19 protein-coding genes are annotated in these 25,959 nt (G+C 73.5%); 13 read left to right on the top strand and 6 right to left on the bottom strand.

Going from position 1 to position 25,959, the window contains the following annotated elements:
- Positions 1-109 precede the first annotated feature (109 nt).
- Positions 110-1,471, bottom strand: a complete 1,362-nt coding sequence (locus AC067A_RS00555) for an APC family permease (protein ID WP_478612503.1) — start codon at positions 1,469-1,471, stop codon at positions 110-112.
- A 54-nt stretch (positions 1,472-1,525) separates the two neighbouring features.
- Here AC067A_RS00555 and AC067A_RS00560 point away from each other — a divergent pair, with 54 nt between their 5' ends.
- Positions 1,526-2,545 carry a 4-hydroxy-3-methylbut-2-enyl diphosphate reductase gene (locus tag AC067A_RS00560; RefSeq protein WP_478612506.1) on the top strand — a complete coding sequence of 340 codons (1,020 nt, stop codon included), beginning with the start codon at positions 1,526-1,528 and terminating at the stop codon, positions 2,543-2,545.
- A 29-nt stretch (positions 2,546-2,574) separates the two neighbouring features.
- Entirely contained in the window at positions 2,575-3,318 is a 744-nt protein-coding gene (gene ppgK / locus AC067A_RS00565; RefSeq protein ID WP_478612508.1) for a polyphosphate--glucose phosphotransferase, read from the top strand.
- A gap of 194 nt (positions 3,319-3,512) precedes the next feature.
- Here ppgK and AC067A_RS00570 read toward each other — a convergent pair whose 3' ends face one another.
- Entirely contained in the window at positions 3,513-4,109 is a 597-nt protein-coding gene (locus tag AC067A_RS00570) for a DUF6542 domain-containing protein (RefSeq protein WP_478612510.1), read from the bottom strand.
- 252 nt (positions 4,110-4,361) lie between these two features.
- On the opposite strand from AC067A_RS00570, the gene ychF reads away from it, so the two are divergent.
- From ychF to AC067A_RS00590, 4 genes are all read left to right on the top strand, one after another.
- A complete protein-coding gene (gene ychF / locus AC067A_RS00575; protein WP_017239886.1) occupies positions 4,362-5,450 on the top strand; it encodes a redox-regulated ATPase YchF in 1,089 nt (362 codons plus the stop codon).
- Between the two features lie 161 nt (positions 5,451-5,611).
- Positions 5,612-7,876 carry a DEAD/DEAH box helicase gene (locus AC067A_RS00580; protein WP_478612513.1) on the top strand — a complete coding sequence of 755 codons (2,265 nt, stop codon included), beginning with the start codon at positions 5,612-5,614 and terminating at the stop codon, positions 7,874-7,876.
- A gap of 270 nt (positions 7,877-8,146) precedes the next feature.
- On the top strand, positions 8,147-10,792 hold the full coding sequence (locus AC067A_RS00585) for an AfsR/SARP family transcriptional regulator (RefSeq protein WP_478612516.1): 2,646 nt from the start codon (positions 8,147-8,149) through the stop codon (positions 10,790-10,792).
- A 101-nt stretch (positions 10,793-10,893) separates the two neighbouring features.
- Entirely contained in the window at positions 10,894-11,631 is a 738-nt protein-coding gene (locus AC067A_RS00590) for a DUF4232 domain-containing protein (RefSeq protein WP_478612518.1), read from the top strand.
- 34 nt (positions 11,632-11,665) lie between these two features.
- Here AC067A_RS00590 and AC067A_RS00595 read toward each other — a convergent pair whose 3' ends face one another.
- Positions 11,666-12,790: a pyridoxal-phosphate dependent enzyme gene (locus AC067A_RS00595; protein ID WP_478612521.1), complete on the bottom strand. Its 1,125-nt coding sequence runs from the start codon at positions 12,788-12,790 to the stop codon at positions 11,666-11,668.
- 198 nt (positions 12,791-12,988) lie between these two features.
- On the opposite strand from AC067A_RS00595, the gene AC067A_RS00600 reads away from it, so the two are divergent.
- Complete coding sequence (locus tag AC067A_RS00600) at positions 12,989-14,563, top strand: S8 family peptidase (protein ID WP_478612523.1); 1,575 nt, start codon at positions 12,989-12,991, stop codon at positions 14,561-14,563.
- Positions 14,564-14,912: 349 nt separating this feature from the next.
- Positions 14,913-16,091 (top strand): DUF4190 domain-containing protein, encoded by a 1,179-nt coding sequence (locus tag AC067A_RS00605; protein ID WP_478612526.1) that lies wholly within the window; start codon positions 14,913-14,915, stop codon positions 16,089-16,091.
- A 144-nt stretch (positions 16,092-16,235) separates the two neighbouring features.
- On the opposite strand, the gene AC067A_RS00610 is transcribed toward AC067A_RS00605, so the two are convergent.
- A complete protein-coding gene (locus tag AC067A_RS00610; protein WP_478612529.1) occupies positions 16,236-17,603 on the bottom strand; it encodes a glycoside hydrolase family 18 protein in 1,368 nt (455 codons plus the stop codon).
- A 240-nt stretch (positions 17,604-17,843) separates the two neighbouring features.
- Here AC067A_RS00610 and AC067A_RS00615 point away from each other — a divergent pair, with 240 nt between their 5' ends.
- From AC067A_RS00615 to AC067A_RS00635, 5 genes are all read left to right on the top strand, one after another.
- A complete protein-coding gene (locus AC067A_RS00615) occupies positions 17,844-18,596 on the top strand; it encodes a GntR family transcriptional regulator (protein WP_478612532.1) in 753 nt (250 codons plus the stop codon).
- A gap of 455 nt (positions 18,597-19,051) precedes the next feature.
- Positions 19,052-19,231 carry an SPOR domain-containing protein gene (locus AC067A_RS00620; protein WP_478612535.1) on the top strand — a complete coding sequence of 60 codons (180 nt, stop codon included), beginning with the start codon at positions 19,052-19,054 and terminating at the stop codon, positions 19,229-19,231.
- Positions 19,232-19,271: 40 nt separating this feature from the next.
- Complete coding sequence (locus tag AC067A_RS00625) at positions 19,272-19,727, top strand: (deoxy)nucleoside triphosphate pyrophosphohydrolase (RefSeq protein WP_478612538.1); 456 nt, start codon at positions 19,272-19,274, stop codon at positions 19,725-19,727.
- A gap of 143 nt (positions 19,728-19,870) precedes the next feature.
- Positions 19,871-20,293, top strand: coding sequence for an ATP-binding protein (locus tag AC067A_RS00630; protein ID WP_478612540.1), 423 nt, complete (start codon positions 19,871-19,873; stop codon positions 20,291-20,293).
- A 144-nt stretch (positions 20,294-20,437) separates the two neighbouring features.
- Entirely contained in the window at positions 20,438-23,008 is a 2,571-nt protein-coding gene (locus AC067A_RS00635) for a SpoIIE family protein phosphatase (protein WP_478612543.1), read from the top strand.
- Positions 23,009-23,088: 80 nt separating this feature from the next.
- Here AC067A_RS00635 and AC067A_RS00640 read toward each other — a convergent pair whose 3' ends face one another.
- Positions 23,089-23,796 (bottom strand): PspA/IM30 family protein, encoded by a 708-nt coding sequence (locus AC067A_RS00640; protein ID WP_478612544.1) that lies wholly within the window; start codon positions 23,794-23,796, stop codon positions 23,089-23,091.
- Between the two features lie 62 nt (positions 23,797-23,858).
- Positions 23,859-25,958: a TPM domain-containing protein gene (locus AC067A_RS00645; protein WP_478612547.1), complete on the bottom strand. Its 2,100-nt coding sequence runs from the start codon at positions 25,956-25,958 to the stop codon at positions 23,859-23,861.
- Position 25,959 lies beyond the last annotated feature (1 nt).

The raw sequence follows: 25,959 nt of genomic DNA on the forward strand, positions 1-25,959 counted from the left end.
GGGACCCGAGCCGGGACCCCGCCGACGCGGCCTCGCTACGCGCGCGTGGCGAGCGTCAAGGCTTCACGCTCCTGTTCACGCGCGCGTGGCGACCGTTCCCGCTTCCCGTTCACGCGCGCGGGGCGGTCCGGGTCGTGCCCTGGACGGCGAGGACGACGAGGCCGACGCCCAGCCACACCACGCCCACCACCTGGGCGACGGGGGAGGCCTCGACGATCACCGCGACGAGGATCGCGGCGCCGATCGTGGGCGCGACGACGTGCGCGAGCCAGTTCGGGGGCCCTTCCGCCCGCCGTACGGCGAACCAGCCGACCACGCTCGCGTGCAGCAGCACGAACGCCGTCAGCGCGCCGACGTCGACCACCGACACCAGGTGGTCGAGGCCGTCGTCCCGCCGGGCCGCCCACAGCGCCGCGACCATCGTGACCGTGGCCGCGACGAGCAGCGCCACGCGCGGCACGCCCCCGTCCGTACGGGCGAGCAGGTGCGGCAGCCGCCGGTCGCGGCCCATCGCGAAGAGCAGCCGCCCGCCGGCGGCCTGGCCCGCGAGGGCCGCGAAGGCCGCGCCGATCGCCTTCGAGACGGCCACCAGGTCGTGCAGCCAGCCGCCGACGGACGCGTCCACGGCGTCGTAGAACGCGGAGCCCTGCTTCCCCGGGTCGGCCGCGAGCTCGGCCGACGACACCGGTTCGAGCAGCGCCACCAGCCAGGACTGCGCCACGAACAGCACGCCCGCGAGCGCCAGGCAGAACAGCACGGCCCGCGCCACCTTCGCCGAACCGCCCGTGACCTCCTCCGCGAAGGAGGCGATCGCGTCGAAGCCCAGGTAGGACAGGACGGCCACCGACACCGCGCCCAGGACGGCCGCCAGGGAGAAGCCGCTGTCCCCGGTGAGCGGCGACCACCAGTCGCGCCGCGCCCCGTCCCGTACGAGCACCACCACCGCCGACACGACGAAGACCAGCAGGACCGCGATCTCCATGGCGAGCACCACGAAGCCGACCCGGGCGGCCGCCCGCACCCCCCACAGGTTGAGCAGGGTGGTGACGACCACGGCGATCCCGGTCCACACCCACCGGTCCACCGCCGGGACCAGCGCCTCCATCGCGATCCCCGAGAAGAGGTAGGCGACGGCCGGGATCAGCAGGTAGTCGAGCATCGCCATCCAGCCGGCGACGAAGCCCGGTCCGTCTCCGAGGCCCTTGCGGGCGTACGTGAAGACCGAGCCGGCCTGCGGGGCGACCCGCACCATCTGCGCGTAGCTGAACGCCGTGAACGCCATGGCGACGGTCGCCACGAGGTACACCAGTGCGACGGCTCCGTCCGACTTGGCGTCGAGGGTGCCGAAGACGCCCACGGGGGCCATCGGGGCGATGAACAGCAACCCGTAGACGACCAGGTCGCGGAACCCGAGGTTCCGTCGAAGGCCGGTGTGCTCCGCGTCCGCCGTCACCTGCGTTTCCTCGGGCATGGCGACAGTTTCGGCCACCACGCCGATCAAACCGCTCACCGACGCGGCCTTACGATGGGACGCATGACTGCAACGCCCGCGACGAACCGCCCGAAGCGTGTCCTGCTCGCCGCACCCCGTGGCTACTGCGCGGGCGTCGACCGTGCCGTGATCGCCGTGGAGAAGGCCCTGGAGCAGTACGGGGCGCCGATCTACGTACGCCACGAGATCGTCCACAACAAGTACGTCGTCCAGACCCTGGAGCGGAAGGGCGCCATCTTCGTCGACCAGGCGACCGAGGTCCCGCCGGGCAACATCGTGATGTTCTCCGCGCACGGCGTCGCCCCGACCGTCCACGAGGAGGCCCGCCAGGGCCGCCTCGCGACCATCGACGCGACCTGCCCGCTGGTCACCAAGGTCCACAAGGAAGCCGTCCGCTTCGCCAAGGAGGACTTCGACATCCTCCTCATCGGCCACGAGGGCCACGAGGAGGTCATCGGCACCTCCGGCGAGGCCCCCGACCACATCCAGCTGGTCGACGGCCCCGGCGACGTCGCCAAGATCGAGGTCCGCGACCCCTCCCGCGTCGTCTGGCTCTCGCAGACCACGCTCTCCGTCGACGAGACGATGGAGACGGTCGACGCGCTGAAGGAGAAGTTCCCGCAGCTGATCTCCCCGCCGTCGGACGACATCTGCTACGCCACGCAGAACCGCCAGACCGCCATCAAGGAGCTCGCCGGCCAGGCCGAGCTGGTGATCGTCGTCGGCTCGAAGAACTCCTCGAACTCGATCCGCATGGTCGAGGTCGCCAAGCAGGCCGGCGTCCCCGCCGCGTACCTCGTCGACTTCGCACGCGAGATCGACGAGGCCTGGCTGGAGGGCGTCACCAGCGTCGGCCTCTCCTCCGGCGCCTCCGTCCCGGACGTCCTCGTCCAGGAGGTCCTGGAGTGGCTGTCCGAGCGCGGCTACGCGGACGTCGAGATCGTCAAGACCGCCGACGAGTCCCTGACCTTCTCGCTGCCCAAGGAGCTCCGCAACAAGGACCTGCGCGCCGAGGCGGAGAAGCTCGCCGCGACCGTGCCCGTCAAGGAGTAACCCGGCGTCCGAGCCCTTACCGTGGGTCCATGAACGTCTTCGGAGTGGACATCGGCGGCTCGGGCATCAAAGGCGCCCCCGTGGACCTGGAGCGCGGTGCGCTCGCCGAGGAGCGCCACAAGGTACTGACCCCGCAGCCCGCCACACCCGACGGTGTGGCGGGCTGCGTCGCGGAGGTCGTGGCGCACTTCGGCTGGACCGGCCCGGTGGGCGTCACCTTCCCCGGTGTCGTCACCGGCTCCACCATCCGTACGGCCGCCAACGTCGACAAGTCCTGGATCGGCGTCGACGCCGGCAGCCTCATCGGCGACCGCCTCGGCGGCCTCCCGGTGACCGTCCTCAACGACGCCGACGCCGCCGGCGTCGCCGAGATGACCTTCGGCGCCGGCCGCGGCCGCAAGGGCACGGTGATCCTCCTGACCCTGGGCACCGGCATCGGCTCCGCCCTCTTCACCGACGGCCGCCTCGTCCACAACACCGAACTGGGCCACCTCGAACTCAAGGGCCACGACGCCGAGACCCGGGCCTCCACCAAGGCCAAGGAGGACGAGGACCTCACCTGGGAGCACTGGGCCACCCGGCGCCTGCGCAAGTACCTCGCCCACGTCGAGATGCTCTTCTCCCCCGAGCTCTTCATCATCGGCGGCGGCGTCAGCCGCAAGGCCGACAAGTTCCTCCCCCTCCTCACCGGCATCCGCGCCGAGATCGTCCCCGCCGAACTCCGGAACAACGCCGGCATCGTCGGCGCGGCGATGGCCACGCGCACGACCTGACACCACCGGACCCTGACCGGCCGGACCCCACGGGCCTCCGGCGGCCCGGCCGCCGTTCCCCCGCGGGCCGTACGCGGGGCGTTTTCCGCGGGCCGTTTTTCCGCGGGCCGTACGCGGGGCGGTGGCGGCCCGGCCGCGGATGCCGGTCGCCCGGCCCGCCGCCGCCCCGCGCCCAGCCCGCCCGGCCCGCCCGGCTACACGACCGGGCGGCGGCGGGGGGCGCGGGGCGGGTCGGCGGGGCCCGGCGAGGAGGCCGCCAGCCGGGCGGCGGCGGTGCGCTGCTGGCGCCGGGCCATCTCCCGCACCTTGCGGAAGCTCGCGATGAGACCGGCGACCAGGGTGCCGCCGTACAGCCAGCCGGCGTGCACGGCGAGGGCGGTGACGACGGCCATCGCCTGACCGCCGAGCCCTCCCGTACCGCCCGCGACGGGGACGACGCCGACGGCGAAGGCGATGGGGACGGCGATCGGGGCCGTGACGAGGTCGGCGCTGCGCACCCACAGCGCGGTGAGGGCGCTGACGGGCAGGAACAGCACCCCGTAGACGACGGGGGAGCCGCCGAAAAGCAGCAGGTCGAGGAAGCCGAGCGTCAGCATGACGGCCGAGGCGAACAGCCCGGCGCCCAACCCGGTCAGCCGGGGCGAGGGCAGCCGGCGCAGGGCGAGGACGACGGGCGGCACGGGCCGGGCCCCGGCCCGGCCGGAACCGCGGCCGGGCACGGCGGCGCCCGCGGCCCGCTCCACCCGGGCGTCGCCGGGGGCCCGCCCGGGCCGGCCGGTCACGCGGTACACGGCCGCGCCCTCCACGAGCGCGGGCGGCGGCGTGACGGGGGTTTGCGGCCGTCGGCGGCCTTGCGGCTGACTTGTCCTGTGCTGCTCCACACGACCAACGTAGGTCGGAAGGGGCCGGGAACCGGGTCCGGGACACGCCCTTTGGGTGACGTTGCGACCGAGATAGACCGAAGGTCGGCGTCACTGGCCGGTTCCCCCCGCCCGTAAACTGGGGGATCGGCCCCCCGTCCACACCTTCAGGAAGTCGCCACCGTGTCGCTCACGATCGGAATCGTCGGTCTGCCGAATGTCGGCAAGTCGACCCTGTTCAACGCCCTGACCAAGAACGACGTGCTGGCGGCCAACTACCCGTTCGCCACGATCGAGCCCAACGTCGGCGTCGTCGGTGTCCCCGACGCCCGCCTGACCAAGCTCGCGGAGATCTTCTCCTCCCAGCGCATCCTCCCGGCGACCGTCGACTTCGTCGACATCGCGGGCATCGTGCGCGGCGCGAGCGAGGGCGAGGGCCTCGGCAACAAGTTCCTCGCGAACATCCGCGAGTCGGACGCGATCTGCCAGGTCATCCGCGCCTTCAAGGACGAGAACGTCGTCCACGTCGACGGCAAGGTCTCGCCGAAGGACGACATCGAGACGATCAACACCGAGCTGATCCTCGCGGACCTCCAGACGATCGAGAAGGTCCTGCCGCGCCTCCAGAAGGAGATGCGGATCAAGAAGGACACGGCGCCCAAGGTCGCCGCCGTCGAGGCCGCCCAGGCGATCCTGGAGAAGGGCGACACCCTCTTCTCCCAGGGCATCGTCCAGGGCTCGGAGAAGGCGGAGCTCCTCCACGACCTCCACCTCCTCACCACCAAGCCGTTCCTCTACGTCTTCAACGTCGACGAGGACGAGCTGACCGACGACGCCTTCAAGGCCGAGCAGAGCGCCCTGGTCGCCCCGGCCGAGGCCATCTTCCTCAACGCCAAGCTGGAGCAGGACCTCGCCGAGCTCGACGAGGAGGACGCCATGGAGCTCCTCCAGTCCGTCGGCGCCGAGGAGCCCGGCCTCGCCACCCTCGCCCGCGTCGGCTTCGCCACCCTCGGCCTCCAGACCTACCTGACGGCCGGCCCCAAGGAATCCCGCGCCTGGACGATCAAGCAGGGCGCCACCGCCCCCGAGGCCGCCGGTGTCATCCACACCGACTTCCAGAAGGGCTTCATCAAGGCCGAGGTCATCTCCTTCGCCGACCTCGTCGCCACCGGCTCCGTCGCCGAAGCCCGCGCCGCCGGCAAGGCCCGCATGGAGGGCAAGGAATACGTCATGCAGGACGGCGACGTGGTGGAGTTCCGCTTCAACGTCTGATCGCGCCCGCACCCGGGAAGGGGCCGGACTCCGTGGAGTCCGGCCCCCTTCCTGTTCCGGCGCGGGGGTGGGGGTGGAGGGGTGTAGTACTGCTTCATCGGGGAGACGTGGAGGCGCTCTTCGGTCGGTGGGCCGGGTACGGGAGAACGAGGGGCGGGCGCGTGGGGCGGGATGTGCGGGAGGCGGTGGCCAGGGGGGCGCGGCTGTACGAGGCGGCGCAGGCGGTGTGCGGGGACCACGGCAGGGCCGTGGAGGCGGTGCAGGAGGCGCTGGGGCCGCTCCAGGACGAGGCGGTGGCGCGGGACCTCGGCGCCACGCCCGTCGGCCGGCTGAAGGAGCTCACCCAGGGGCGGCTCCAGTGGGAGAGCATCGAGCGGAACGGGCTGACGACGGTCGGGCGGGTGCTCGAAGCGGGGCCCTACCGCCTGCGGCAGGTGCCCGGGGTCGGCCGGCAGACCGCCGACCAGATCCTCGCGGCCGCCCAGCGGCTGGCGGAGGCCGCGCACGAGACCGTCGCCGTGCACATCGACGCGGACCGGCAGGAGCCCCGGACCACCGCGCTCGTCGTCGCGCTGAACCTGCTGGTGGAGGCGGGGCCGGACGGGCGGCGGGCGGTCGACGCGGCCGAGGGCCTGGTGCGACGGCTCGGTCCGCTGCTCGCCGACGCCAGACCGGCCGGCGGACGGGTGCGGATGCTCCTGGCCGGGCAGGAGAAGCGGTCCCGGGCGCTCGCCGCCGTCGACGGCATCCGGTCGGTGGTGGCGGACGCGGACCGGGCGGGGCTGCTCGAACTCCTCACGCAGGCGTCGGTGGACCTGCTGCGCGGGCCCGCGACCGACCTCGCGGCCTGGGTGGACTTCGAGCTGCGCTCCGCCGAGTACTACGGCGTCCTCGCCGGGATCCCCGGACGGGCACCGGAGGTGGGCGCCGCCCAGGGGTTCCTGCCCGACAGGCTCGCCCAGCGCGTACGGCGCCAGCGCCTCGACGACACCCGTCTGCGGGTCTCCCTGCGCGGGTACCAGGAGTTCGGCGCGCGGTTCGTCCTCGCCCAGCGCAAGGTGGTGCTCGGCGACGAGATGGGGCTCGGCAAGACCATCCAGGCGATCGCCGTGCTGACCCACCTGGCCGCCGAGGGGCGGAGCCACTTCCTGGTCGTCTGCCCGCCGAGCGTCCTGGTGAACTGGGTGCGCGAGATCGAGGCCCGCAGCACGCTGCGCCCGGTGCTCCTGCACGGACCCGACCGGCACGAGGCGTTCGCCGAATGGCGGAGCACCGGCGGGGCCGCGGTGACCACCTTCGACGCGCTGCGCGGGTTCCCCGGCCCGGACGGCGGCGGCGAGGTCGCGGTGCTCGTGGTGGACGAGGCGCACCTGGTGAAGAACCCGAAGACGCTGCGGTCCCAGGCGGTCGCCCGGTGGGTGGAGCGCTCCGAGCACGCCCTCTTCATGACCGGCACTCCGATGGAGAACAGGGTCGGGGAGTTCCGCAACCTCGTCGGGATGCTCAGGCCCGACCTCGTCAACTCCCTCACCAGGGGAGGCGCCCTCACCGGCTCGGTCGACTTCCGCAAGGCCGTCGCACCGGTCTATCTGCGGCGCAACCAGAAGGACGTCCTCGCGGAGCTGCCCGCCCTCCAGCACACCGACGAATGGGAGGAGCTGAGCATCTCCGACGAGGAGGCCTACCGGGAAGCGGTGCGCGCCGGCAACTTCATGGCGATGCGCAAGGCCGCGTACGCGCGCCCCGAGAAGTCGGCCAAGCTGGAGCGGCTCCGCGAGATCGTCCGGGAGGCCGGCGAGAACGGCCGGAAGACGGTGGTCTTCTCCTACTTCAAGGACGTGCTCGGCGTGGTGGGGGAGGCCCTCGACGCCGGTGTCCCCGTGCACGGTCCGATCACCGGCGACGTCGCGGCCGCGCGGCGGCAGCAGGTCGTCGACGACTTCGCGGCGGTGCCCGGGCCCGCGGTGCTGCTGGCGCAGATCCAGGCCGCGGGCATCGGCCTCAACATGCAGGCCGCGTCCGTCGTCGTCATCTGCGAACCCCAGATCAAGCCGACCGTCGAGCAGCAGGCGGTGGCCCGAGCCCACCGCATGGGGCAGGTCAGGCGGGTGCGCGTCCACCGGCTGCTCGCCACCGGCGGTGTGGACGAGCGCCTGGTCCGGCTCCTGGAGCGCAAGACCCGCCTCTTCGACACGTACGCCCGCCGCAGCGCCGTGGCCGAGGCCACCCCCGACGCGATCGACGTGTCGGACACCGGGATCGCCCACAGGATCCTGGAGGAGGAGCAGGCGAGGCTGGGCCTGGTGGGGGAGGAGCGGGTGCGAGCGAGCCCGGCGGGCCTCACGGAGGACGAGCCGGACGGGGAGCGGCAGCCCGGCCTCGCCGGTGAGGAGCCCGCGGGGGACGTTCCGGCGGAATCGGCCTGACCAGGTCCGTGGCCGCGGCCCGGTCCGTCTCCCGGACCCGGTGCCCCGGTCCGTGGCCGCGGCCCGGTCCGTCTCCCGGACCTGGTGACCCGGTGACCTGGTCCGCACCCCCGCCCCTGTCCTTCGCCTCCGCGCGCTCGGTCGCCGTGTCCGGATAGCGACGGCGGGGGTGGGGGCGGGGAACGGCGGGGGGCGGGCGGGCCTCTACTCACAAGTATCCTCGAAGGCCGGGGATGGGGGGCTTGAGGGACAGGATCGCGGAGGTATCAGGTGGAGTTCAGGCTGCTCGGCTCCGTTGCGCTGGTGGCGGAGGACAGGGACGTAGCCTTGGGGCCCGCCAAGCGGACGAGTCTGCTCGCGATGCTGCTGCTGCGCCCCAACAGTGCGGTGAACGTGGGGCAGTTGATCGACGCGCTGTGGGAGGACGAGCCGCCCACGCACGCCAAGACGGTGCTGCAGGGGCACGTGTCGCGCCTGCGGGCGCTGCTCGCGGAGCACGGTGCGGCGGCGTACGGCGTGGAGCTGGCGACGCACGGCTCGGCGTACGTCCTGCGGATGCCGGAGTCCTTGGTGGACGCCCACCGGTTCGAGGAGCTCGTCGGTCTGGCGGGCGTGCAGCGACAGCCGGCCGACGCGGTGCGGATGCTGCGCGAGGCCCTGTCGTACTGGCAGGGGCCCGCGCTCACCGGGACCGTGCACAGCAGGCCGCTGGAGGCGGCTGCCGGCGGTCTCGAGGAGCTGCGGCTGGCGTCGGTGGAGGCGCTGGCGGAGGCGTACGGGAAGCTCGGCGAGCACGCCAGGGCCGCCGCCGTGCTCCGGACCGAGGCCGTCGCGCATCCGCTGCGCGAGTCGCTGGCGGCCGCGCTGATGCTGGCGCTCGGTCGTTCGGGGCGCCAGTCGGACGCGATCGACTGGTACCACAGGACCCGGCGGCTGCTCGCCGAGGAGCTGGGCGTCGACCCGGGCGAGACGCTCGCCGAGGCGTACGCGACCCTCCTCCGCTCCGCCGAACCGGTCAGCGCCCCGCGCCCCGCGGCCCCCGCCGAGGTCGCGGTGCCGGAGGGGCTGCCGCGGGCGCCGCGCGGCTTCACCGGCCGGGGCGCCGAACTGGCCGCGCTCGACCGGGCGGTGTCCTGCGAGGAGGCGCCCGTGTGCCTCGTCACCGGGCCCGCCGGCGTCGGCAAGACCGCGTTCGCCCTGCACTGGGCGTACAAGCGGCGCGCCGACTTCCCCGACGGGCGGCTCTTCGCCGACCTGCGCGGCTTCAGCGAGACCCAGGCGCCCGAGACGGCCGCCGTGCTGCGGGAGTTCCTGCTCGCGCTCGGCGTCCCGCCGCAGCGCATACCGGAGGCGGTCGAGGCGCGGGGCGCGCTGTTCCGCACGCTCACCGGCGGACGGCGGCTGCTGGTCGTCCTCGACAACGCGCGTTCCTCCGAGCAGGTCAGGCCGCTGCTGCCGGGCGGCGACCACTGCACGACCGTGATCACCAGCCGTGACCGGCTCGGCGGCCTCGTCGCCTCCGACGCCGCCCGGCCGGTGCCGCTCCGGCTCCTCCCGGCGGCCGACTCGACGGCCCTGCTCACCACCGTGCTCGGCGCGGACCGGGTCGCCTCCGAGCCCGAGGCCGCCGCGCGGCTCGCCGGGCTCTGCGACGGGCTGCCGCTGGCGCTGCGCGTGACGGCGGCCCGCCTGGTCGAACGGCCGCAGTGGACGCTGGACGCGATGGTGGGCGAACTCGCCGACGAGCAGAGCCGGTTGACACTGCTCGACGTGGAGGACCGGGGGGTGTCGGCGGCGCTGCGCCTCACCGTCCAGCAGCTGCCGGAGTCCGCCGCCCGGCTGTTCCGTGCCATCGGCCTGCACACCGGCTCCGACCTGGACCGTTTCGCGGCGGGAGCGCTCGCCGGCACGTCCCCCGCGCAGGCCTCCGTCGACCTGGACCGGCTCGCCGCGGCGCACCTGCTCACCGAGTCCGTCCCGGGCCGGTGGACCCCGCACGACCTGGTGCGCCTGTACGCCCGCCACCTCGCCCCGCAGGCCGATCCCGAGGGACTGCTCCGGCTCGTGGACCACTACCTGTACACGGGGCTCGCGGCCGACGCCGCCGCCGAACCGGGCTCCCAGCCGTGCTACTCGCTGCCCCCCGACGTGCGACGGCCCGCCGCCACGCGGGAGTTCGAGGACCGGACGGCGGCCCTCGACTGGTACGTGGCCGAACGCCCGGCGCTGGAGGGCGCGGTGGCCGCCGCCGCGGCCCTCGGCCTGCACGACCGTGCCTGGCGGCTCGCCCTCGTGCAGTGGCCGCTCATGCTCATGCGGATCGGGGACGGGTGGACGCCGCTCCTGGAGGCGGGCCTCGCCTCGGCCGAGCACATCGGCGACCTCGACGCCCAGTCGCGGTCCCGGGCCCTGCTGGGCTGGATCCTGCACGAGGAGGGCCGGGACGCCGAGGCGCTCGTCCACCTGGAGAAGGCGCCCGGTCTCGCGGCCCGCGCGGGCGACGCGATCAGCGAGGCGATCGCGTACGTCAACTACGCCGCCGTCCTCGACGCGACGGGGGAGCACGAGCGGGCCGGGCTGCTGATGATGCACGCGGTGTCGCTCGCCGACCGCACCGGGCACCCGTCCACGCAGGTCCTGACGCTCCAGCATCTGGCCGGGCACTGCCTGAAGGCGGAGGACTACGCGGCGGCGCTCGCCCACACCGTTCGCGCCGGGGAACTGGTCGCGCCCGACGCGGTGGTCGTCCGGGCGCAGCTGCAGATCGTGCGGGGCGAGGCGCTGGCCGGCATCGGTCGTCTGGACGAGGCTGCCGACCAGCTGGAAAGGGCGATCGCGGCGTCGGAGAAGGCCGGTTTCACGGAGGGTTCGGTGCGGGCGACGGAGCGGCTGTCGCGGCTGTCAGCGGATCGTTAGCGGTACGCAAGCGGGACGGCAGCGCGTGGCCCGAAGCTGGATACAGCACCGGGCACGGAGTCACGTGCGCCGACCGACCGCGTCAACGGGGGAACACCACCATGCGCAACCACCGCAAGAACACCGTCCTGGCCGCCGCCGCCATCGCCGCCCTCTCGCTGGGCCTGACCGCCTGCGGCGGCGGTGACGAGGCCACCGGCGCGAAGGACGCGGGCAACGCCGCGGCCTCGCAGCCGGCCGGCGGTTCGGCCGCCGGCGGCACGGCGGACCAGACGGCCACCAAGGGCGGCTCGGGCTCGGCCGGCGGCTCCGCCGCCGCGTCCTCCTCGTCCGGCGGATCCTCCTCCGGTTCCACGGGCTCCACCGGCTCCACGGGTTCCACGGGCGGTTCGAAGACCTCCGCCGCGGCTCCGGCCTGCGCCTACGGCGACGTCAAGATCACGGCGAAGAAGGCCGACGAGGTCCCGACCGAGCACATCGTCCTCACCGCGACCAACACCTCGGGCCGCTCCTGCACCCTTCTCCAGTACCCGCTGATCGCCTTCGGCCCGATCCAGACGGCCAAGGACGTCCCGGCCGTGGCCAAGAGCAAGCCGGCCGCCCCGATCGTCCTCAAGGCCGGCGAGCCCGCCTACGCGAACGTCCGTGTCGCCCTCGGCGGCGTCCACGAGGACAACAAGGTCGTCCAGGAGTTCAACGTCAACCTCTTCTCCGCCGACGGCCCGGCCGAGGGCAGCATCGTCGTCAAGGCCCCCGCCGGCGGGCTCGCCGTCGACGAGGCCGCCGCCAAGACGGGCTACTGGACCCACGAACTCCGCAACGGCGCCGACGAGTTCTGATCCATCCCGCGCACCCGCCGTCCCCGGTGCGGCTTCAGGGCGCCAGGCCCGTCTTGGCGCCCGCGCCGCACAGGGGGACGACCGTGAGGCCCGGGCGGGGCGGGGCGTCGTGGACCGCGGCCCAGCAGGCGGCCGCGGTGGGTTCGACGAAGAGGCCGCGGGCGGCGAGGTCGCGCTGGGCGGCCCGGATCCGTTCGTCGGTCACGGTGAGGAAGGTGCCGCCGGTGTCCCGTACCGCGCGGAGGATCGGGCGGGCCCGGGGCGGGGCCGTGATCGCGATGCCCTCGGCGAGGGTGGGGGCGGCGACGGCGGGGGCGGCGAGGTCGTCCGCGCCGGCGTGGAAGGCGTCGGCCAGGGGAGAGACGGCCGCCGCCTGGACGGCCACGAGGGCGGGCCGGGTGTCGGTCAGGCCGTGGCGGTGGAGCTCGTCGAGGGCGAGGGCGGCGCCGAGGAGGAGGGTGCCGTTGCCGACGGGGACGACGATCGTGTCGGGGAGGCGGCCGCCGAGCTCCTCCCACAGCTCGTAGACGTAGGTCTTGGTGCCGTGGGTGAAGTACGGGTTGTGGACGTGCGAGGCGTAGAAGGTGCCGGGTTCGTCGGCGGCCGCCCGGGCGGCCCTGGCCGTGGCCTCGCGGTCGCCCGGCACCTCGACGACGCGTGCCCCGTGCGCCCGGATCTGGTCCAGCTTCTTCGGCGAGGTGCCGGCGGGGACGTACACGAGGCAGTCGAGCCCGGCGCGCGCGCCGTACGCGGCGACCGCCGTGCCGGCGTTGCCGCTGCTGTCGGCCACGACCCGTTCGAGGGCTCCGGAGCGGGCGAGCCGCAGCGCGTGCGCGGCGAGCATCACGGCGCCGCGGTCCTTGAACGACAGGGTCGGCATGAGGAAGTCGAGTTTGGCCGAAACCGATGGGCCGAGGGGGACGAGGGGCGTGCGGCCCTCGCCGAGGGTCACCTCGGGCGCGCACGGCATCGGAGGCAGCGCTTCCGCGTAACGCCACAATGAATTCACACGTGACGCGAGGGACGGGAGGGGAACCGGCCCGCCCTCGAAGTCGAGGTCCCAGGGGCCGCGGCACTTCGGACAACACCAGGTGAGCGCGGACGTGGGCGTGCGGACGCCGCAGCGGGGACACACGTAGACGGTCATGGAGTTCAGCATGGCAGCCGTGTGGCGCGGGTGTTGCGGGCCGCCGGGGGCTCTTGTGGGATTCCTATGGATCCGCCAATCTTTCGCTCGGCAGCCGGACGTTCGAAACGGCGTGGACACCTTCTGTCACCTTGTCATGTCCTCGTCATGTTCGTCGTTCCTGTCGCATCCCCACGGCAGTGCACACCCCCCACGAGGAGGACCCTCCCCATGTCAGTGACGCGCGACGCACGTCGTCGAACCGCCACCGCCGCGGCCATAACCGTCGCCGCCCTCGCCCTCGGCTCGCTCTCCGCCCTCCCGGCCGCCGCCTCGCCGGCCGCACCGGAAGGCGTCATCGCGAACGCCGGGGCCGAAGGCACCATCGCGGGCAGCTACATCGTCACCCTCGACGAGTCGGCGCAGGCGGAGACCGCCGAGGGCCGTGCCGTCGCCGCCCGGTTCGGCGCGAAGATCAAGCGCACGTACACCTCCGCGATCAACGGCTACTCCGTCGAGCTCTCCGAGGCGCAGGCGAGGAAGCTCGCGGCCGACCCCGCCGTCCGGTCCGTCGTCCAGAACCGCGTCTTCCACGTCGACGGCACCCAGCCCTCCCCGCCGTCCTGGGGCCTGGACCGGATCGACCAGAAGGCCCTCCCGCTGAACCAGAGTTACACCTACCCGGACAGCGCGGGCCAGGGCGTCACGGCGTACATCATCGACACCGGCGTGCGGATCAGCCACAGCGACTTCGGCGGCCGCGCCTCCAACGGCTACGACGCCATCGACAACGACAACACCGCCCAGGACGGCCACGGCCACGGCACCCACGTCGCCGGCACCGTCGCGGGCTCGTCGTACGGCGTCGCCAAGAAGGCGAAGATCGTCGGCGTCCGCGTCCTGGACAACTCCGGCTCCGGCACGACCGAGCAGGTCGTCGCGGGCATCGACTGGGTGACGCGCAACGCCGTCAAGCCGGCCGTCGCCAACATGAGCCTCGGCGGCGACGTCGACACCGTCCTCGACCAGGCCGTCCGCAACTCGATCGCCTCCGGCGTCACCTACGCGGTCGCCGCCGGCAACGAGACCGACAACGCCGCCAACCACTCGCCCGCGCGCGTCGCCGAGGCCATCACCGTCGGCGCCACGACGTCGGGCGACGCCAAGGCGAGCTACTCCAACTACGGCAGCGGCCTGGACCTCTTCGCCCCCGGCTCCTCCATCAAGTCGTCCTGGAACACCGGCGACACCGCCACCAACACCATCTCCGGTACGTCGATGGCGTCCCCGCACGTCGCCGGCGCCGCCGCCCTCTACCTGGCGGACAACCCCACGGCGACCCCCGCGCAGGTCTCCACGGCCCTCGTGAACGCCGCCACCCCCAACGTCGTCACCAGCCCCGGCACCGGCTCCCCGAACCGGCTGCTCTACGTGGGCGGCGGCTCCACCCCGCCGCCCACCGGCCCGAAGTTCGAGAACACCGCGGACTACGCGATCAACGACAACGCGACCGTCGAGTCCCCGGTCACCGTCAGCGGCGTCTCCGGCAACGCGCCCTCCGGCCTCCAGGTGCCGGTGAACATCGTCCACACCTACATCGGTGACCTCCAGGTCCAGCTGATCGCCCCGGACGGCACGGCGTACACCCTGAAGGCCTTCGGCACCGGCGGCAGCGCGGACAACATCAACACCACGTACACCGTGAACGCCTCCTCGGAGGTCGCCAACGGCACGTGGAAGCTGCGGGTCACGGACAACGCGTCCATCGACACCGGGAAGATCGACTCCTGGGCCCTGCAGTTCTGACACACGGCTGCACCACGAACGGTGAGGGGCGGTCGCCTGCGGGCGGCCGCCCCTCGGCGTCCCCGCGCGCCCCGGTCCGCCCGTACGCCCCGGGTCCGCGACCGCCTCTCCGCGCTTATGCCCCGGGTCCGCGGCCGCCTCTCCGCGCGTATGCCCCGGGTCCGCGGCCGCCTCTCCGTCCGTACGCCCCGGGTCCGCGGCCGCCTCTCCGCGCGTCCGCGCCGGATGCCTCCGCGATCCCGTCCTCCGCGCGGCCTCCCCGCCTTCCCGTCCGTTCCACCCGGCCACGTACGATGCGCGCCCGATCGTTTGTTCGCGCAGCCCGCCCCGAAACAGGAGCACCGTACCCGTGGAGCCGACCCAGCCGACCCCGCCGTCCCCGTCGCCGGAGGGAGTGCCGCAGCAGGGAGCACCGCAGCCGGGGGGATGGCCCGCGCCGGGCCCGTACACCTCGCCGGGAATGCCGTACGCGTACGGTCGGCCCGGGGTGCCCGGCGCCGCTCCCTACGGGCAGCCGCGGCGGAGCACCAGCGGCCTCGCCGTCGGCTCCCTCGTCTCCGGCATCGTCTGCTGCCTCCCGCCGCTCGGCCTGGTCCTCGGGCTCATGGCCCTTCCGCGCATCAGGAAGAAGGGCCAGGCGGGCAAGGGGTTCGCGATCGCGGGCATCGTCCTGTCCGCGGTGAGCTGCCTGCTGCTCGTCGTCGGCCTCGTGACCGGCGGTTTCCGCTCGGTCTGGGACGGCTTCAAGGAGGGCTTCGACGAGGCGTCCCGCTCGAAGTCCCCGGCGTCGCTGCGGACGGGGCAGTGCTTCAAGGACGACGACAAGCTGGAGGAATTCGCGACGGACGTGGAGGTCGTCGACTGCGACCTGCCGCACGACGGCGAGACGACCGGCCGCTTCAAGATCACCGGCTTCGGCAAGTGGCCCGGCGACGACGCGCTCGACGAGGTGGCGGAGAAGCGCTGCGACACGATCAACACGGCGTACGCGCTGGACACCTGGGCCGTCCCCGGTGACGTCTGGACGTACTACTACCTGCCCAGCAGCCAGACGTGGCGCGGCGGCGACCGGACCGTGATCTGCGCGTTCGCCACCGAGGGCGACCCCTACGAGGGCTCCGTACGCTCCGACGCGTCCACCCTGGACGCGGACCAGACGTCCTTCCTGACGGCCGTGAACCCGATCGAGACGACCGTGTACGCGGAGCCGGAGGACGACCCGGACGAGGACTTCGCCGCCAACAAGGCGTGGGCCGGGGAGATGCTGGAGGCCATCGACGCGGCGCGCGCGGGGCTCAAGGGGCGCACCTGGCCCGCCGCCGCCAACGGCCCGGTCGCGGAGCTCGGCACGACCCTCGACGCGGCCTCGAAGCACTGGGGCAGGCTGGCGACGGCGGCCGACGCGGAGGCCTACTGGACGGACTACGAGAAGGCCTGGGAAGCCCTTCCAGAGGACCTCGGCGCGTCCGTCCGGACCTCCCTCGGACTCACGGACACGCCGCCGGCCGAGGAGGGAACCTCGGCCTGAGCGTCCGTCTGAGCCGTCGGTGGTGTCTGAGCCGCCGGTGATGTCTGGGCCGCCTGAGCCGCCGGCGGTGTCTGGGCCGCCTGGGCCGCCTGAGCCTGGGCCCGAGCCGCCGGCGGTGCCGCGCCGGCGGCTCGGGCCGCCACGTCAGCGGCGGGTCAGGCCGCGGTCGATCGCGGTGATCAGCTCACCGTTCGGGGTGTCGCCGTCGAGGGACCAGACCATGGCGCCGCCGAGGCCGTGCTGCCGGACGTAGGACGCCTTGGTGCGCAGGACGGTGGGGTCGTCGTAGGTCCACAGGGTGGTGCCGTCGAAGAGCCAGGCGTGGCCGCCGCGCGGACCCCGGTAGAGCTTGTACGTCCCGGAGTCGGCCAGCTTCCTCAGGTGCTTGTAGTCCTCGGAGCCGGCGACCCAGGTCGCGGGGGCGGGGCCGGCCGCGGGCTGTCCGAGGCCGTCGCCGCCGCCGGTGACGCCGGTCCAGCCCTGGCCGTAGAAGGGCATGCCCACCACGAGCTTGTGGGCGGGGGCGCCGCGGCGCAGCCAGGCCCTGACGGTCTGGTCGACGCTGAAGTCGTTCTTGGCGAAGAGGGCGGACTGCTGGGCGGTGGTCTTCTCGCCGGAGACGTGGAAGTCGTAGCCCTGGAGGTTGACGAAGTCGAAGTCCCGGATGATCTTGGCGACTTCGAAGCCCGCGTCGATCTTGGCGGGTGCGGTGGGCACGTACGCGCTGAGGTCGTAGTGCCTGCGCTGCGGCAGCGAGCGCCCGTAGGCGTCGAGCTGGGTGCGGAACTCCCTGACCAGCTTCGTGAAGTTGGGCTTGTCCTCGGGCCGGATCACGTTGCCGGGGGCGCCGTCCGATCCGGGCCACTCCCAGTCGAGGTCGATCCCGTCGAAGACCCCGGCCGCGGCTCCGGCGCCGCCGCGCGCGCCGTCGGCGGGCAGGTTTCCCTTGATGTAGGTGTCGATGCAGGAGGCGACGAGGGCCTTGCGGCCGGCGTCGGTGCGCACGGCGTCGGAGAAGTGGGCCGAGCCGCTCCAGCCGCCCAGCGAGATCATGACCTTGAGGCCGGGGTGCTTCGCCTTGAGCTCGCGCAGTTCGTTGAAGTTGCCGGCCAGGCGCTGGTCGGCCGTGTCGGCCACGCCGTCCACGGAGTTGGCGGCGTCCACCGGGCGGACGTAGTCGGCCCAGGGGTCGGAGCCGGGGGCGTTGCCCATGAGGCACCTGCCGTCCGGACCGATCACGCCGAAGGCGTAGTTGACGTGGCTGAGCTTGGCGGCGGTGCCGCTCGTCTCCAGGTCCTTGACCTGGAAGTTCCTTCCGTAGATGCCCCATTGGGTGAAGTAGCCGATGCGCTTCAGGGCGGGTGTGTGCGCGGTGGGCCGGGGCGTGTCGGAAGGCCGGTGCGTGTCGGAGGACTGGTGCGCGGCGGCGGTCGGGGCCAGGGCGGCGAGGAGGCCGAGGGTGGCGGCGGCGGCCGCGCCGAAGGTCAGCTTGGTCATGGCTGTGGGACGCATGGGCTCGTTCCTGTGCGAGGCGGGATGGAGCGTGCGGTGGTTGCGGGGGGTTCAGGCAGGAACGTATTGGTCTGGACCAATGGGGTCAAGGGGTTCGGCGGGGCCTATCCGGGGCGACCCTCCGCGGCAAGCCCTCTCGTCAAGGTGTCATCACTTCGGGTGAAACCTTGGCCCATGCTTGCGGATCGCCACCGTCGGTTGTCACCCTGTAGCTGTCAGTCAACCTGAGGGGAGTGTCCAGTGACGTTCGGTGAGCAGCCCGCCTATCTGCGCGTGGCGAGCGATCTGCGGGAGAAGATCGCCAACGGCTCGCTTCCCCCGCATACCCGCCTCCCCTCGCAGGCGCGCATCCGCGAGGAGTACGGGGTGTCGGACACCGTCGCGCTGGAGGCCCGCAAGGTGCTCATGGCCGAAGGGCTCGTGGAGGGACGCTCGGGTTCCGGGACGTACGTGCGGGAGCGCCCCGTGCCGCGGCGCATCGCCCGCTCCGGCTACCGCCCCGAGGCCGGCGCCACCCCCTTCCGCCAGGAGCAGGCGGCCGAAGGGGCCCGCGGCACCTGGGAGTCGAGCAGCGAGCAGGAGCCGGCGAGCGTCGAGGTCGCCGAGCGGCTGGGCATCGAGCCGGGGGAGCGGGTGATGCGCACGCGGTACGTGTACCGGGACGGGGGCGAGCCCATGATGGTCTCCACCTCCTGGGAGCCGCTCGCCGTCACCGGGCGGACGCCGGTCATGCTGCCCGAGGAGGGGCCGCTGGGCGGCTGCGGCGTCGTCGAGCGCATGGCCGCGATCGACGTCGTCGTGGACAACGTGGTGGAGGAGGTCGGGGCCCGGCCCGGCCTCGCCGAGGAACTCCTCGCGCTCGGCGGGGTCCCCGGGCACGTGGTGATGGTCGTCGAGCGGACCTACTACGCCTCAGGGCGGGCCGTCGAGACGGCCGACGTCGTCGTCCCCGCCGACCGCTACCGCATCGCCTACCACCTGCCGGTGCGCTGACACCTTTTCGCGCCGTCGCCTTCCCGCGCCGTAGGCGGCCCGCATCGACCCCTTTCCGTGCCGCAGGCCGTCCGTGCTGACGGCTGCCCCGCGGCGACGGCCGTCCGCGCTGTCCCGCGCCGTCACCTGTCCGCGCTGCCCCGCGGCGTCGGCCGTCCGCGCTGCCCCGTGCCGTCGACTGCCCGTGCCGACGTCTGCCCGCCGCCTGTCGGCGCGTTGACGCGCTCCCCCCGCGTGCCACGGCCGTTCGCGGGGGCTGACGCATGCTCCGATACGGCCGGGGTGTGAGGCGATGCGTGGGGTTCGGCCTCGTTCCGTCGGTTCCCGGCCGATCCGTATCTCTTTGTGAAAACGCATATCCGCTGTGTGAAGGTCAGGCGTAAGCTCCGGCATATGCGGATTGAGGTTTCCCGGAGATCCTCGACGGCGTCCGGACCGGTGGAAGGAACAGCCCGATGACCGAGGGTGGAGCCCTCCTGCCTTGGCTCGTCATACGGCAGGACGACAACGGCAATCGCTACCGGGTGGGGCGGTACGCGACCCGGGACGAGGCCCAGAAGATCGCGGACAGTCTCGACGACCGCGGCCACAAGCAGCTCTACTGGGTCGAGCGCATCGGCACCCCCGCTCTCTGAGCCCGGCGGTCGCCGAGCGGGCCGGGCTACGCTCGCGCCCATGACGGAACGCACCACCGACCCCGCCCCGGCCCGCGAGCCCGACGCCGTGGTCGTCGTCGCGGGAGCCCTGTACGACGGGGGGCGGCTGCTCGCCGCCCGCCGCAGCGCCCCCGCCGAGCTCGCCGGCCGGTGGGAACTGCCCGGCGGCAAGCTCGAACCGGGCGAGACCGGAGAAGAGGCGCTGGTCCGCGAGCTCCGCGAGGAGCTCGGCGTGGAGGTCGAGCCGGGCGAGCGCATCCCCGGCGAGTGGCCGCTGAAGCCCGGTTACGTCCTGCGGGTGTGGACCGCCCGGCTGCTCTCCGGCACGCCGCGCCCGCTGGAGGACCACGACGCGCTGCGCTGGCTCGCCCGGCACGAGCTGGACTCGGTCGACTGGCTCGACCAGGACCGCCCCGCCGTCGCCGAGGCCGCGCTGAGACTGCCGCCGGCGCCCGCCGACGGAGCGCGGGACTGAGTCTCTACGCCGTTCGTGCCACCGTGCGCCCGTTGCTGCGACCCGTACGATATCCCGCCCCGAATATCGGGTATGTCCAGATTGACCCCTGGAAACGGGACGTGGCCCTTCCTGCTGACACACGGCTGGGGAAGTGATCGGGTGTGATCGACACCGACGGCGACCGCGCCGAATGGAACTTCCCCGCGGAGGCGAACGCCGTGCGTACGGCCCGCCATGCGGTGCGCGAGACCCTCCGCGCGTGGGAGCTCGACGCGGCCCTCGGTGATGTGACCGTCCTGCTGGTCAGCGAGTTGGTGACCAACTCCCTGCGGTACGCCTCCGGCCCGATCGGGGTCCGGCTCGTCCGGATCCACCCCGGCGGCGCCGACCCGGCCCGCCCGCCCGCGCTGCTCGTGGAGGTTTCCGATCCGCTTCCGGATCCGCCGACCGCACGGGCCCCGGGACCCGAGGACGAGGGGGGCCGCGGCCTCGGCCTCGTGGCCTGTTCCGCCCGCCGCTGGGGAACCCGTAAAGGAAGGACGGGCAAAACCGTATGGTTCGAGCTGGCTCTCCCTGGTGAGTAAACAGGGAGGGACAACGATCACCGGTACTCGGCACGGGACGACCGAGACCACCCTGTGATCGGGAACGTCGTGCCGTCGGGGCCTGCCGTATTGAATACTGCGGGCATGGCCGATCCGGTGCGGTGAGCTGGAGGGGACGGTCGCGTGAGCGAGATATCCGAGACGGCGAGCGGCGGCGTCGTGTGGCAGAGCAGCCCGCCCGGATCCATCTATGACTACATCCGGGTCGCCTCCTTCTCGATCGGGCCCGACGGCCTCGTCGAGCAGTGGAGCCGACGGGCCGTGGACCTCTTCGGGGTGACCGCCGAGGAGGCCAGGGGCAAGGACCCCGTCGAGGCCTTCATGCCCGCCGACCTGCGCGAGCGCGGTCACCGGCGGGTCAGGGAGATCCTCGACGGCAAGGAGTGGACGGGACTCGTCCCCTTCCGTCTGCCCGGCGAGGACCAGCCCCACGGGATCGCCGAGATGTACGTGATGCCGAGTGAGACCGAGACCGGGGAACGGGCCGCGCTCTGCATCGTCGTGGATGTGCGCGCCCTCCGGCGCATCGAGACGGACCTTGCCGCTTCCCAGGCGATATTCGGCCAATCTCCCTTCGGCTTTCTCCTCTTCGGCACGGACCTCACGGTCAAGCGGGCCAACCGGCGCTTCGCCACCGTCTTCGGCGGCTCGGCCGACGACCACCGGGGCCGCACCGTCCACGACTACCTCACCCGTGCCGAGGCCGACCGGATGACCACCGCCCTCCAGCGGGTCCTGGACACGGGGGAGTCCGTCACCGACTTCAGGATCGTCGGCGCCGCACCCGGCGCCCGCGACCGCCGCCACTGGTCCATCAACCTCTACCGGGTCCACAGCGGCTCCGGCCGCCCGGTCGGCGTCGCCGGCCTCGGCATCGACGTCACCCGCCGCCACAACGCGGCCAGGGAAGCCGCCAGCGCCCGCCGCAACCTCGCCCTCCTCAACGAGGCGGGGGCCCGCATCGGCAACTCCCTCGATCTGGAGGCCACCGCCCGCGAGCTGCTCGACGTCGCCGTCCCCGGCTTCTGCGACCTCGCCTCCGTCGACCTCTACCAGGGCCTGCTGACCGGCGACGAGGCACCGCCCGGCCGCTGGGGCAGCTCCCACGACGTCGGCTACGGGGCGGGCAGCGCCGAACTCCGCAGGGTCGCCTTCGCCAGCGCCGTCTCCGACACCCCCCTCAGAACAGACGAGGGCCACGCCCCGGACAGCGGCTGTTGCGGGCCCGTGCCCATCGAGGTCGGAGCCGTCCACCGCTACCCGTTCAACTCGCCGTGCGCCGGGGCCCTGCGCACCGGCCGCATCCGGACGGTGCCCGGCGCCGACGGCGAACTCGTCCAGTCCACCCTGGTCGTGCCGATGGTCGCCCACGACATCGTCGTCGGCCTCGTCCAGTTCTCCCGCGCCAAGGGCAGCGAACCCTTCGGGGAGCGCGACCGCGCCCTCGCCGTCGAACTCGCCGCCCGCGCCGCCGTCTGCATCGACAACGCGCGCCTCTACCGCCGCGAGCACGAACGGGCCCTCATCCTCCAGCGCAGCCTGCTGCCGCCCGGCGACCCCGAGGCCGCCGGCCTCGACATCGCCTGCCGCTACCTGCCCGGCACCACCGCCACCGAGGTCGGCGGCGACTGGTTCGACGTCATCGAACTGCCCGGCCACCGCACCGCCCTCGTCATCGGCGACGTCATGGGCCGCGGCCTGCGCGCGGCCGTCGCCATGGGCGAGCTGCGCACCGCCGTCCGCACCCTCGCCCAGCTCGACCTGGAGCCCGCCGAGGTCCTGTCGCACCTCGACGAGATCGCCCGCGGCCTCGGTGCCCCCATCGGCGCGCAGCAGTCCCGCAGCCAGAAGTCCCGGGGCCCCGAACTCTCCGAGGTCTACCTCGCCACCTGCGTCTACGCCGTCTACGACGCCGTCACCCGCCGCTGCACCTTCGCCAACGCCGGGCACCTCCCGCCGGTGCTCGTCGTACCGGGCGAGGAGGCCACGCTGCTCGACGTGCCCCCGGGGATGCCGCTGGGGGTCGGTGGCGAGCCGTTCGAGGAGGTCGAGGTCGAGCTGCCGGAGGGCGCCCTGCTCGCCCTCTACACCGACGGGCTCGTCGAGTCCCGCGACCATCCCCTGGACGAGGGCCTCAACGCCTTCCGGCGGGCCCTCACCGACCCGGGCCGGCCGCTGGAGGACGTCTGCGACCGTGTCCTCAACAGCCTGAACACCGGACACGGCGAGGACGACATCGCCCTCCTCATGGCCAGGATCCAGGGCCTGCCCAGCGAGGCCGTCGGCGACTGGCAGCTGCCCAGGGAACCCCGCTCGGTCGGCCGGGCCCGCGAACTCGCCCGCGCCCAGCTCGCGGCCTGGGACCTCGAACCGCTCGTCGACACCGTCGAACTCCTCGTCAGCGAACTCGTCACCAACGCCCTGCGGTACGGCGAGGGCGAGATCAGGCTGCGGCTGCTGCGCGACCGCACGCTCGTCTGCGAGGTCTGGGACTCGGGCCTGGTCCAGCCGAGGCGCCGACGGGCCCGGGACACCGACGAGGGCGGCCGCGGCCTCCAGCTCGTCGGCCTGCTCTCCGCCTCCTGGGGCTCGCGCCGCACCCCGCGCGGCAAGACCGTCTGGTTCGAACTGGACCTGCCGGGCGCCGAAGGGGCCGCGGAGCCCACGGTGGAACAGCTCCTCAGCATGTTCTGACGCGGGTCCCGAAGACCGCTCCGGCGCACGGCCCGGCGTGCGGTCCGGTGCACCCCACAGGAAGGTGAGGAGCCGCCGGATCAGCCCTTGAGCGCGGCCAGCCGGGCCTCGATCTCGGCGCTGTCGCCGAGCGCGTCCAACTGCTCGAACTGGGCGTCCAGGGAGGAGGCGGCGAGCTCCTGCTTGCCCATCGCCCGCGCCTCCTCCCGGCGCACCTTGTCCTCGAAGCGGTTCAGTTCGCTCGTCGGGTCGAGCACGTCGATGCTCTTCACCGCGTCCATCATGCGGTTCTGTGCCCGTGCCGACGTGGCACGGGCGACCAGCTCGTCGCGCTTCGCCTGCAGTTCGCCGAGCTTGGCCTTCATCTGGTCGAGGCCGGCCCTGAGCTTCGACACCACCTCGGTCTGCGCGGCGATCGTCGGCTCCGCCGTCCGCGCCTCCTTCTCGGACTGGAGCTGGCGGCCCAGCGCCACCTTCGCCAGGTTGTCGAACCGGTCCGCCTCCGCCGTCTGCCCGCCGCTCCGCAACTCGTCCGCCTTCCGGCTCGCGGCGAGCGCCTTGCCGCCCCACTCCGTCCCGGCCTCCACGTCCTCCTGGTGGTCCTGCTCCATCAACCGGAGGTTGCCGATGGTCGAGGCCACCGCCTCCTCCGCCTCCGCGATGTTGTTCGAGTAGTCCCGGATCAGCTGGTCCAGCATCTTCTGCGGATCCTCCGCCTGGTCCAGGAGCGCGTTGATGTTGGCCTTCGCCAGCTGGGTGACACGGCCGAGAACGGTCTGCTTGCTCATGACTCTTCTCCTCGAACTCCTTGAGAGGGACTGCGAAGGGGAGGGCGCGGATCGGCCCGCCCTCAGAAACGGCCGCCGCCGCCCAGCCGGCCGCGCGTGCCGCTGCCGCCGAAGCTGCCGGGCCCGCGGCCGAAGCCGCCACCCCCGGGACCCCCGCCCGAACCTCCACCGAACCCCCCATGTCCGCCTCCCCCTCCGAACAGTCCGCCGAGGATGATGCCGCCGAGCACCGCTCCGCCGAGCCCGCCGCCGCTCCCGCCCACTCCTGTTACACCGCCCAGGCCGTTCGGGTTCCCGTACCTCCGGACGTCCTGCTCGGCGAGGTCCTGGGCGCGCCGGGCGAGCGCGTCCGCCTGCCGGGCCTCCTCCAGCGCGGCCTGCGGCTCGTCGGCGGCCGCGAGCGACTGGGCCTCGTCCCAGCGCCGCCGGGCCTCGGCGAGGCGCGTACGGGCCTCGCTGCCCACCGCGCCCCGGTGCGTGGTGACGTAGTCCGAGGCCGCTCCGATCGCCGAGCGGGCCGTCAGCATCGCCTGGTCGAGGAGCGCGCGGGCCCGCCGGGTGCCCGACTCGCGCTCCCGCGCGCCCTCCAGGGCCTCGTCGAGCGCGGTGTCGGCCTCCTCCACCCGGCGCAGGGCGTCGATCGGGTCGTACCGCCCGGCCTCCGTCCCGCGCCGCACCTCGGCGGCGACCGACTCGGCCCGGGCGATCCGGCCCTGGAGGTCGGCGGTGGACACCCCTTCGGCGGTCCCGCCGAGCAGGCCGCGGGCGTCCGCGAGGTCCGCGTCCGTCTCCGACAGCGCGCCCGGCAGTCTGCCCACCGCCTCGGCCAGTTCCTGCGCCCGCCGGTCCACGGCCTCGATCAGGCGGGCCGCCTGGTCGACGGCGCCCTCGGCCGCCCGGATGTGCACGGCGGCGCCGCCGTTGTCCCCGGCGTCGATCTGCTGGCGGGCCTGGTTGACGTGGGTCGTCGCGAACACGAGCCGGTCCTTCGCCTGCTCGACGTCGCCGGCGACGGGGGACGCGGCCGTCTCGGCGTACCGCTCGCGCATGGCGGTCAGCGCCGCCTCGGCCATGCCGACCCGCCCGGTCTGCTCGCGGAAGGCGGCCTCGACCGTGGCCAGCGCCTCGGGGGCGGTCCGCTCCAGGGCCCGGAGCCGGTCGAAGTCCTCGGTCTCGGCGTCGAGCCGGGCGTCCGCCTCCGCGCAGCGGCGGAGGATCTCCTCCAGCATGGCGCGGCGGGTCGGGTCGTCCTCGGGGAAGGCGTCGTCGAGCTTCTGCCGCAGCCGGAAGGAGGCCGTCAGCTGCTCCTCGGCGAAGGCGACGGCCTCGGTGAAGGGGCGTACCGCGTCCTCGCCGAACTGGGCCGACGCGAAGCCGAGTTCCTCCTGGCTGGTGCGGACGGCGTCGTCGGTGGCCACCAGGACGTGGCGGGCCTGCCCGTCGAGTTCGTCCAGCGACGGCGGTGCGGGCTCCCGCGGCGGGCCCCAGCCCTGCCCGCCCCGCGGGGTGGTGCGGGTCTCGGTCCGCCGGCGCCGCTTGGTGTACGCGTAGGCCGCCACGGCTCCGGCACCGCCGACGAGGACCACCGGCAGGACCAGATCGGACGCCGAGGGGCCGTCGTCGGCCGCGCCGCCGGGGTCGGCGGGTCCGGGGGTGAGGGTGGGGACGGGGACGGGCTGCCCGGCGAGGACGGCGCCGTATCCGTTCGCGGCGCCGATGGCGGCGCCCGCCCAGTCGTTCCGGCGCAGCGCGGGCTCGATCGCGGTGCGGGCCACGTCGTCCAGCTGGGCCTGGGTGAAGCGGGAGTCCGGGTCCGCGGAGTAGCCGTACAGCCGGTCGTGGGTGGCGACGGCGAGGAGGAGGTCGTCGGCGCCGAGGCCGTTGCGCTCCGCGGTGGCGTCGGCCCAGCCCTGTCCCGTGCGCCCGGAGAAGTCCCGGACGTAGACGACGAAGAGCTGGATCCGCCCGTCCTCGTAGAGCCGGTCGAGGGCCTGGACCACCGCGTCGCGGCGGTCGCCCAGGGCGTCCACCCGGTCGGTGATCTGCCCGTCGCGGGACAGGACGACGGGGTCGTCGGCGTGGGCACCGTGAACGGCGGGCACCAGGAGCCACCACGCCGCCACCAGTGCTGCGAGAAGGGCTCGGGCGGCTGTTCGCGTCACA

This window comes from Streptomyces sp. NPDC043176, assembly GCF_056436715.1.

Coding starts and splice junctions, on each gene's coding strand:
- AC067A_RS00560 (WP_478612506.1), top strand. CDS start 1,526: ATGGGACGCATGACTGCAACGCCCGCGACGAACCGCCCGAAGCGTGTC.
- AC067A_RS00600 (WP_478612523.1), top strand. CDS start 12,989: ATGTCAGTGACGCGCGACGCACGTCGTCGAACCGCCACCGCCGCGGCC.
- AC067A_RS00590 (WP_478612518.1), top strand. CDS start 10,894: ATGCGCAACCACCGCAAGAACACCGTCCTGGCCGCCGCCGCCATCGCC.
- AC067A_RS00610 (WP_478612529.1), bottom strand. CDS start 17,603: ATGCGTCCCACAGCCATGACCAAGCTGACCTTCGGCGCGGCCGCCGCC.
- AC067A_RS00595 (WP_478612521.1), bottom strand. CDS start 12,790: ATGCTGAACTCCATGACCGTCTACGTGTGTCCCCGCTGCGGCGTCCGC.
- AC067A_RS00625 (WP_478612538.1), top strand. CDS start 19,272: ATGACGGAACGCACCACCGACCCCGCCCCGGCCCGCGAGCCCGACGCC.
- AC067A_RS00640 (WP_478612544.1), bottom strand. CDS start 23,796: ATGAGCAAGCAGACCGTTCTCGGCCGTGTCACCCAGCTGGCGAAGGCC.
- AC067A_RS00620 (WP_478612535.1), top strand. CDS start 19,052: ATGACCGAGGGTGGAGCCCTCCTGCCTTGGCTCGTCATACGGCAGGAC.
- ppgK (WP_478612508.1), top strand. CDS start 2,575: ATGAACGTCTTCGGAGTGGACATCGGCGGCTCGGGCATCAAAGGCGCC.
- AC067A_RS00555 (WP_478612503.1), bottom strand. CDS start 1,471: ATGCCCGAGGAAACGCAGGTGACGGCGGACGCGGAGCACACCGGCCTT.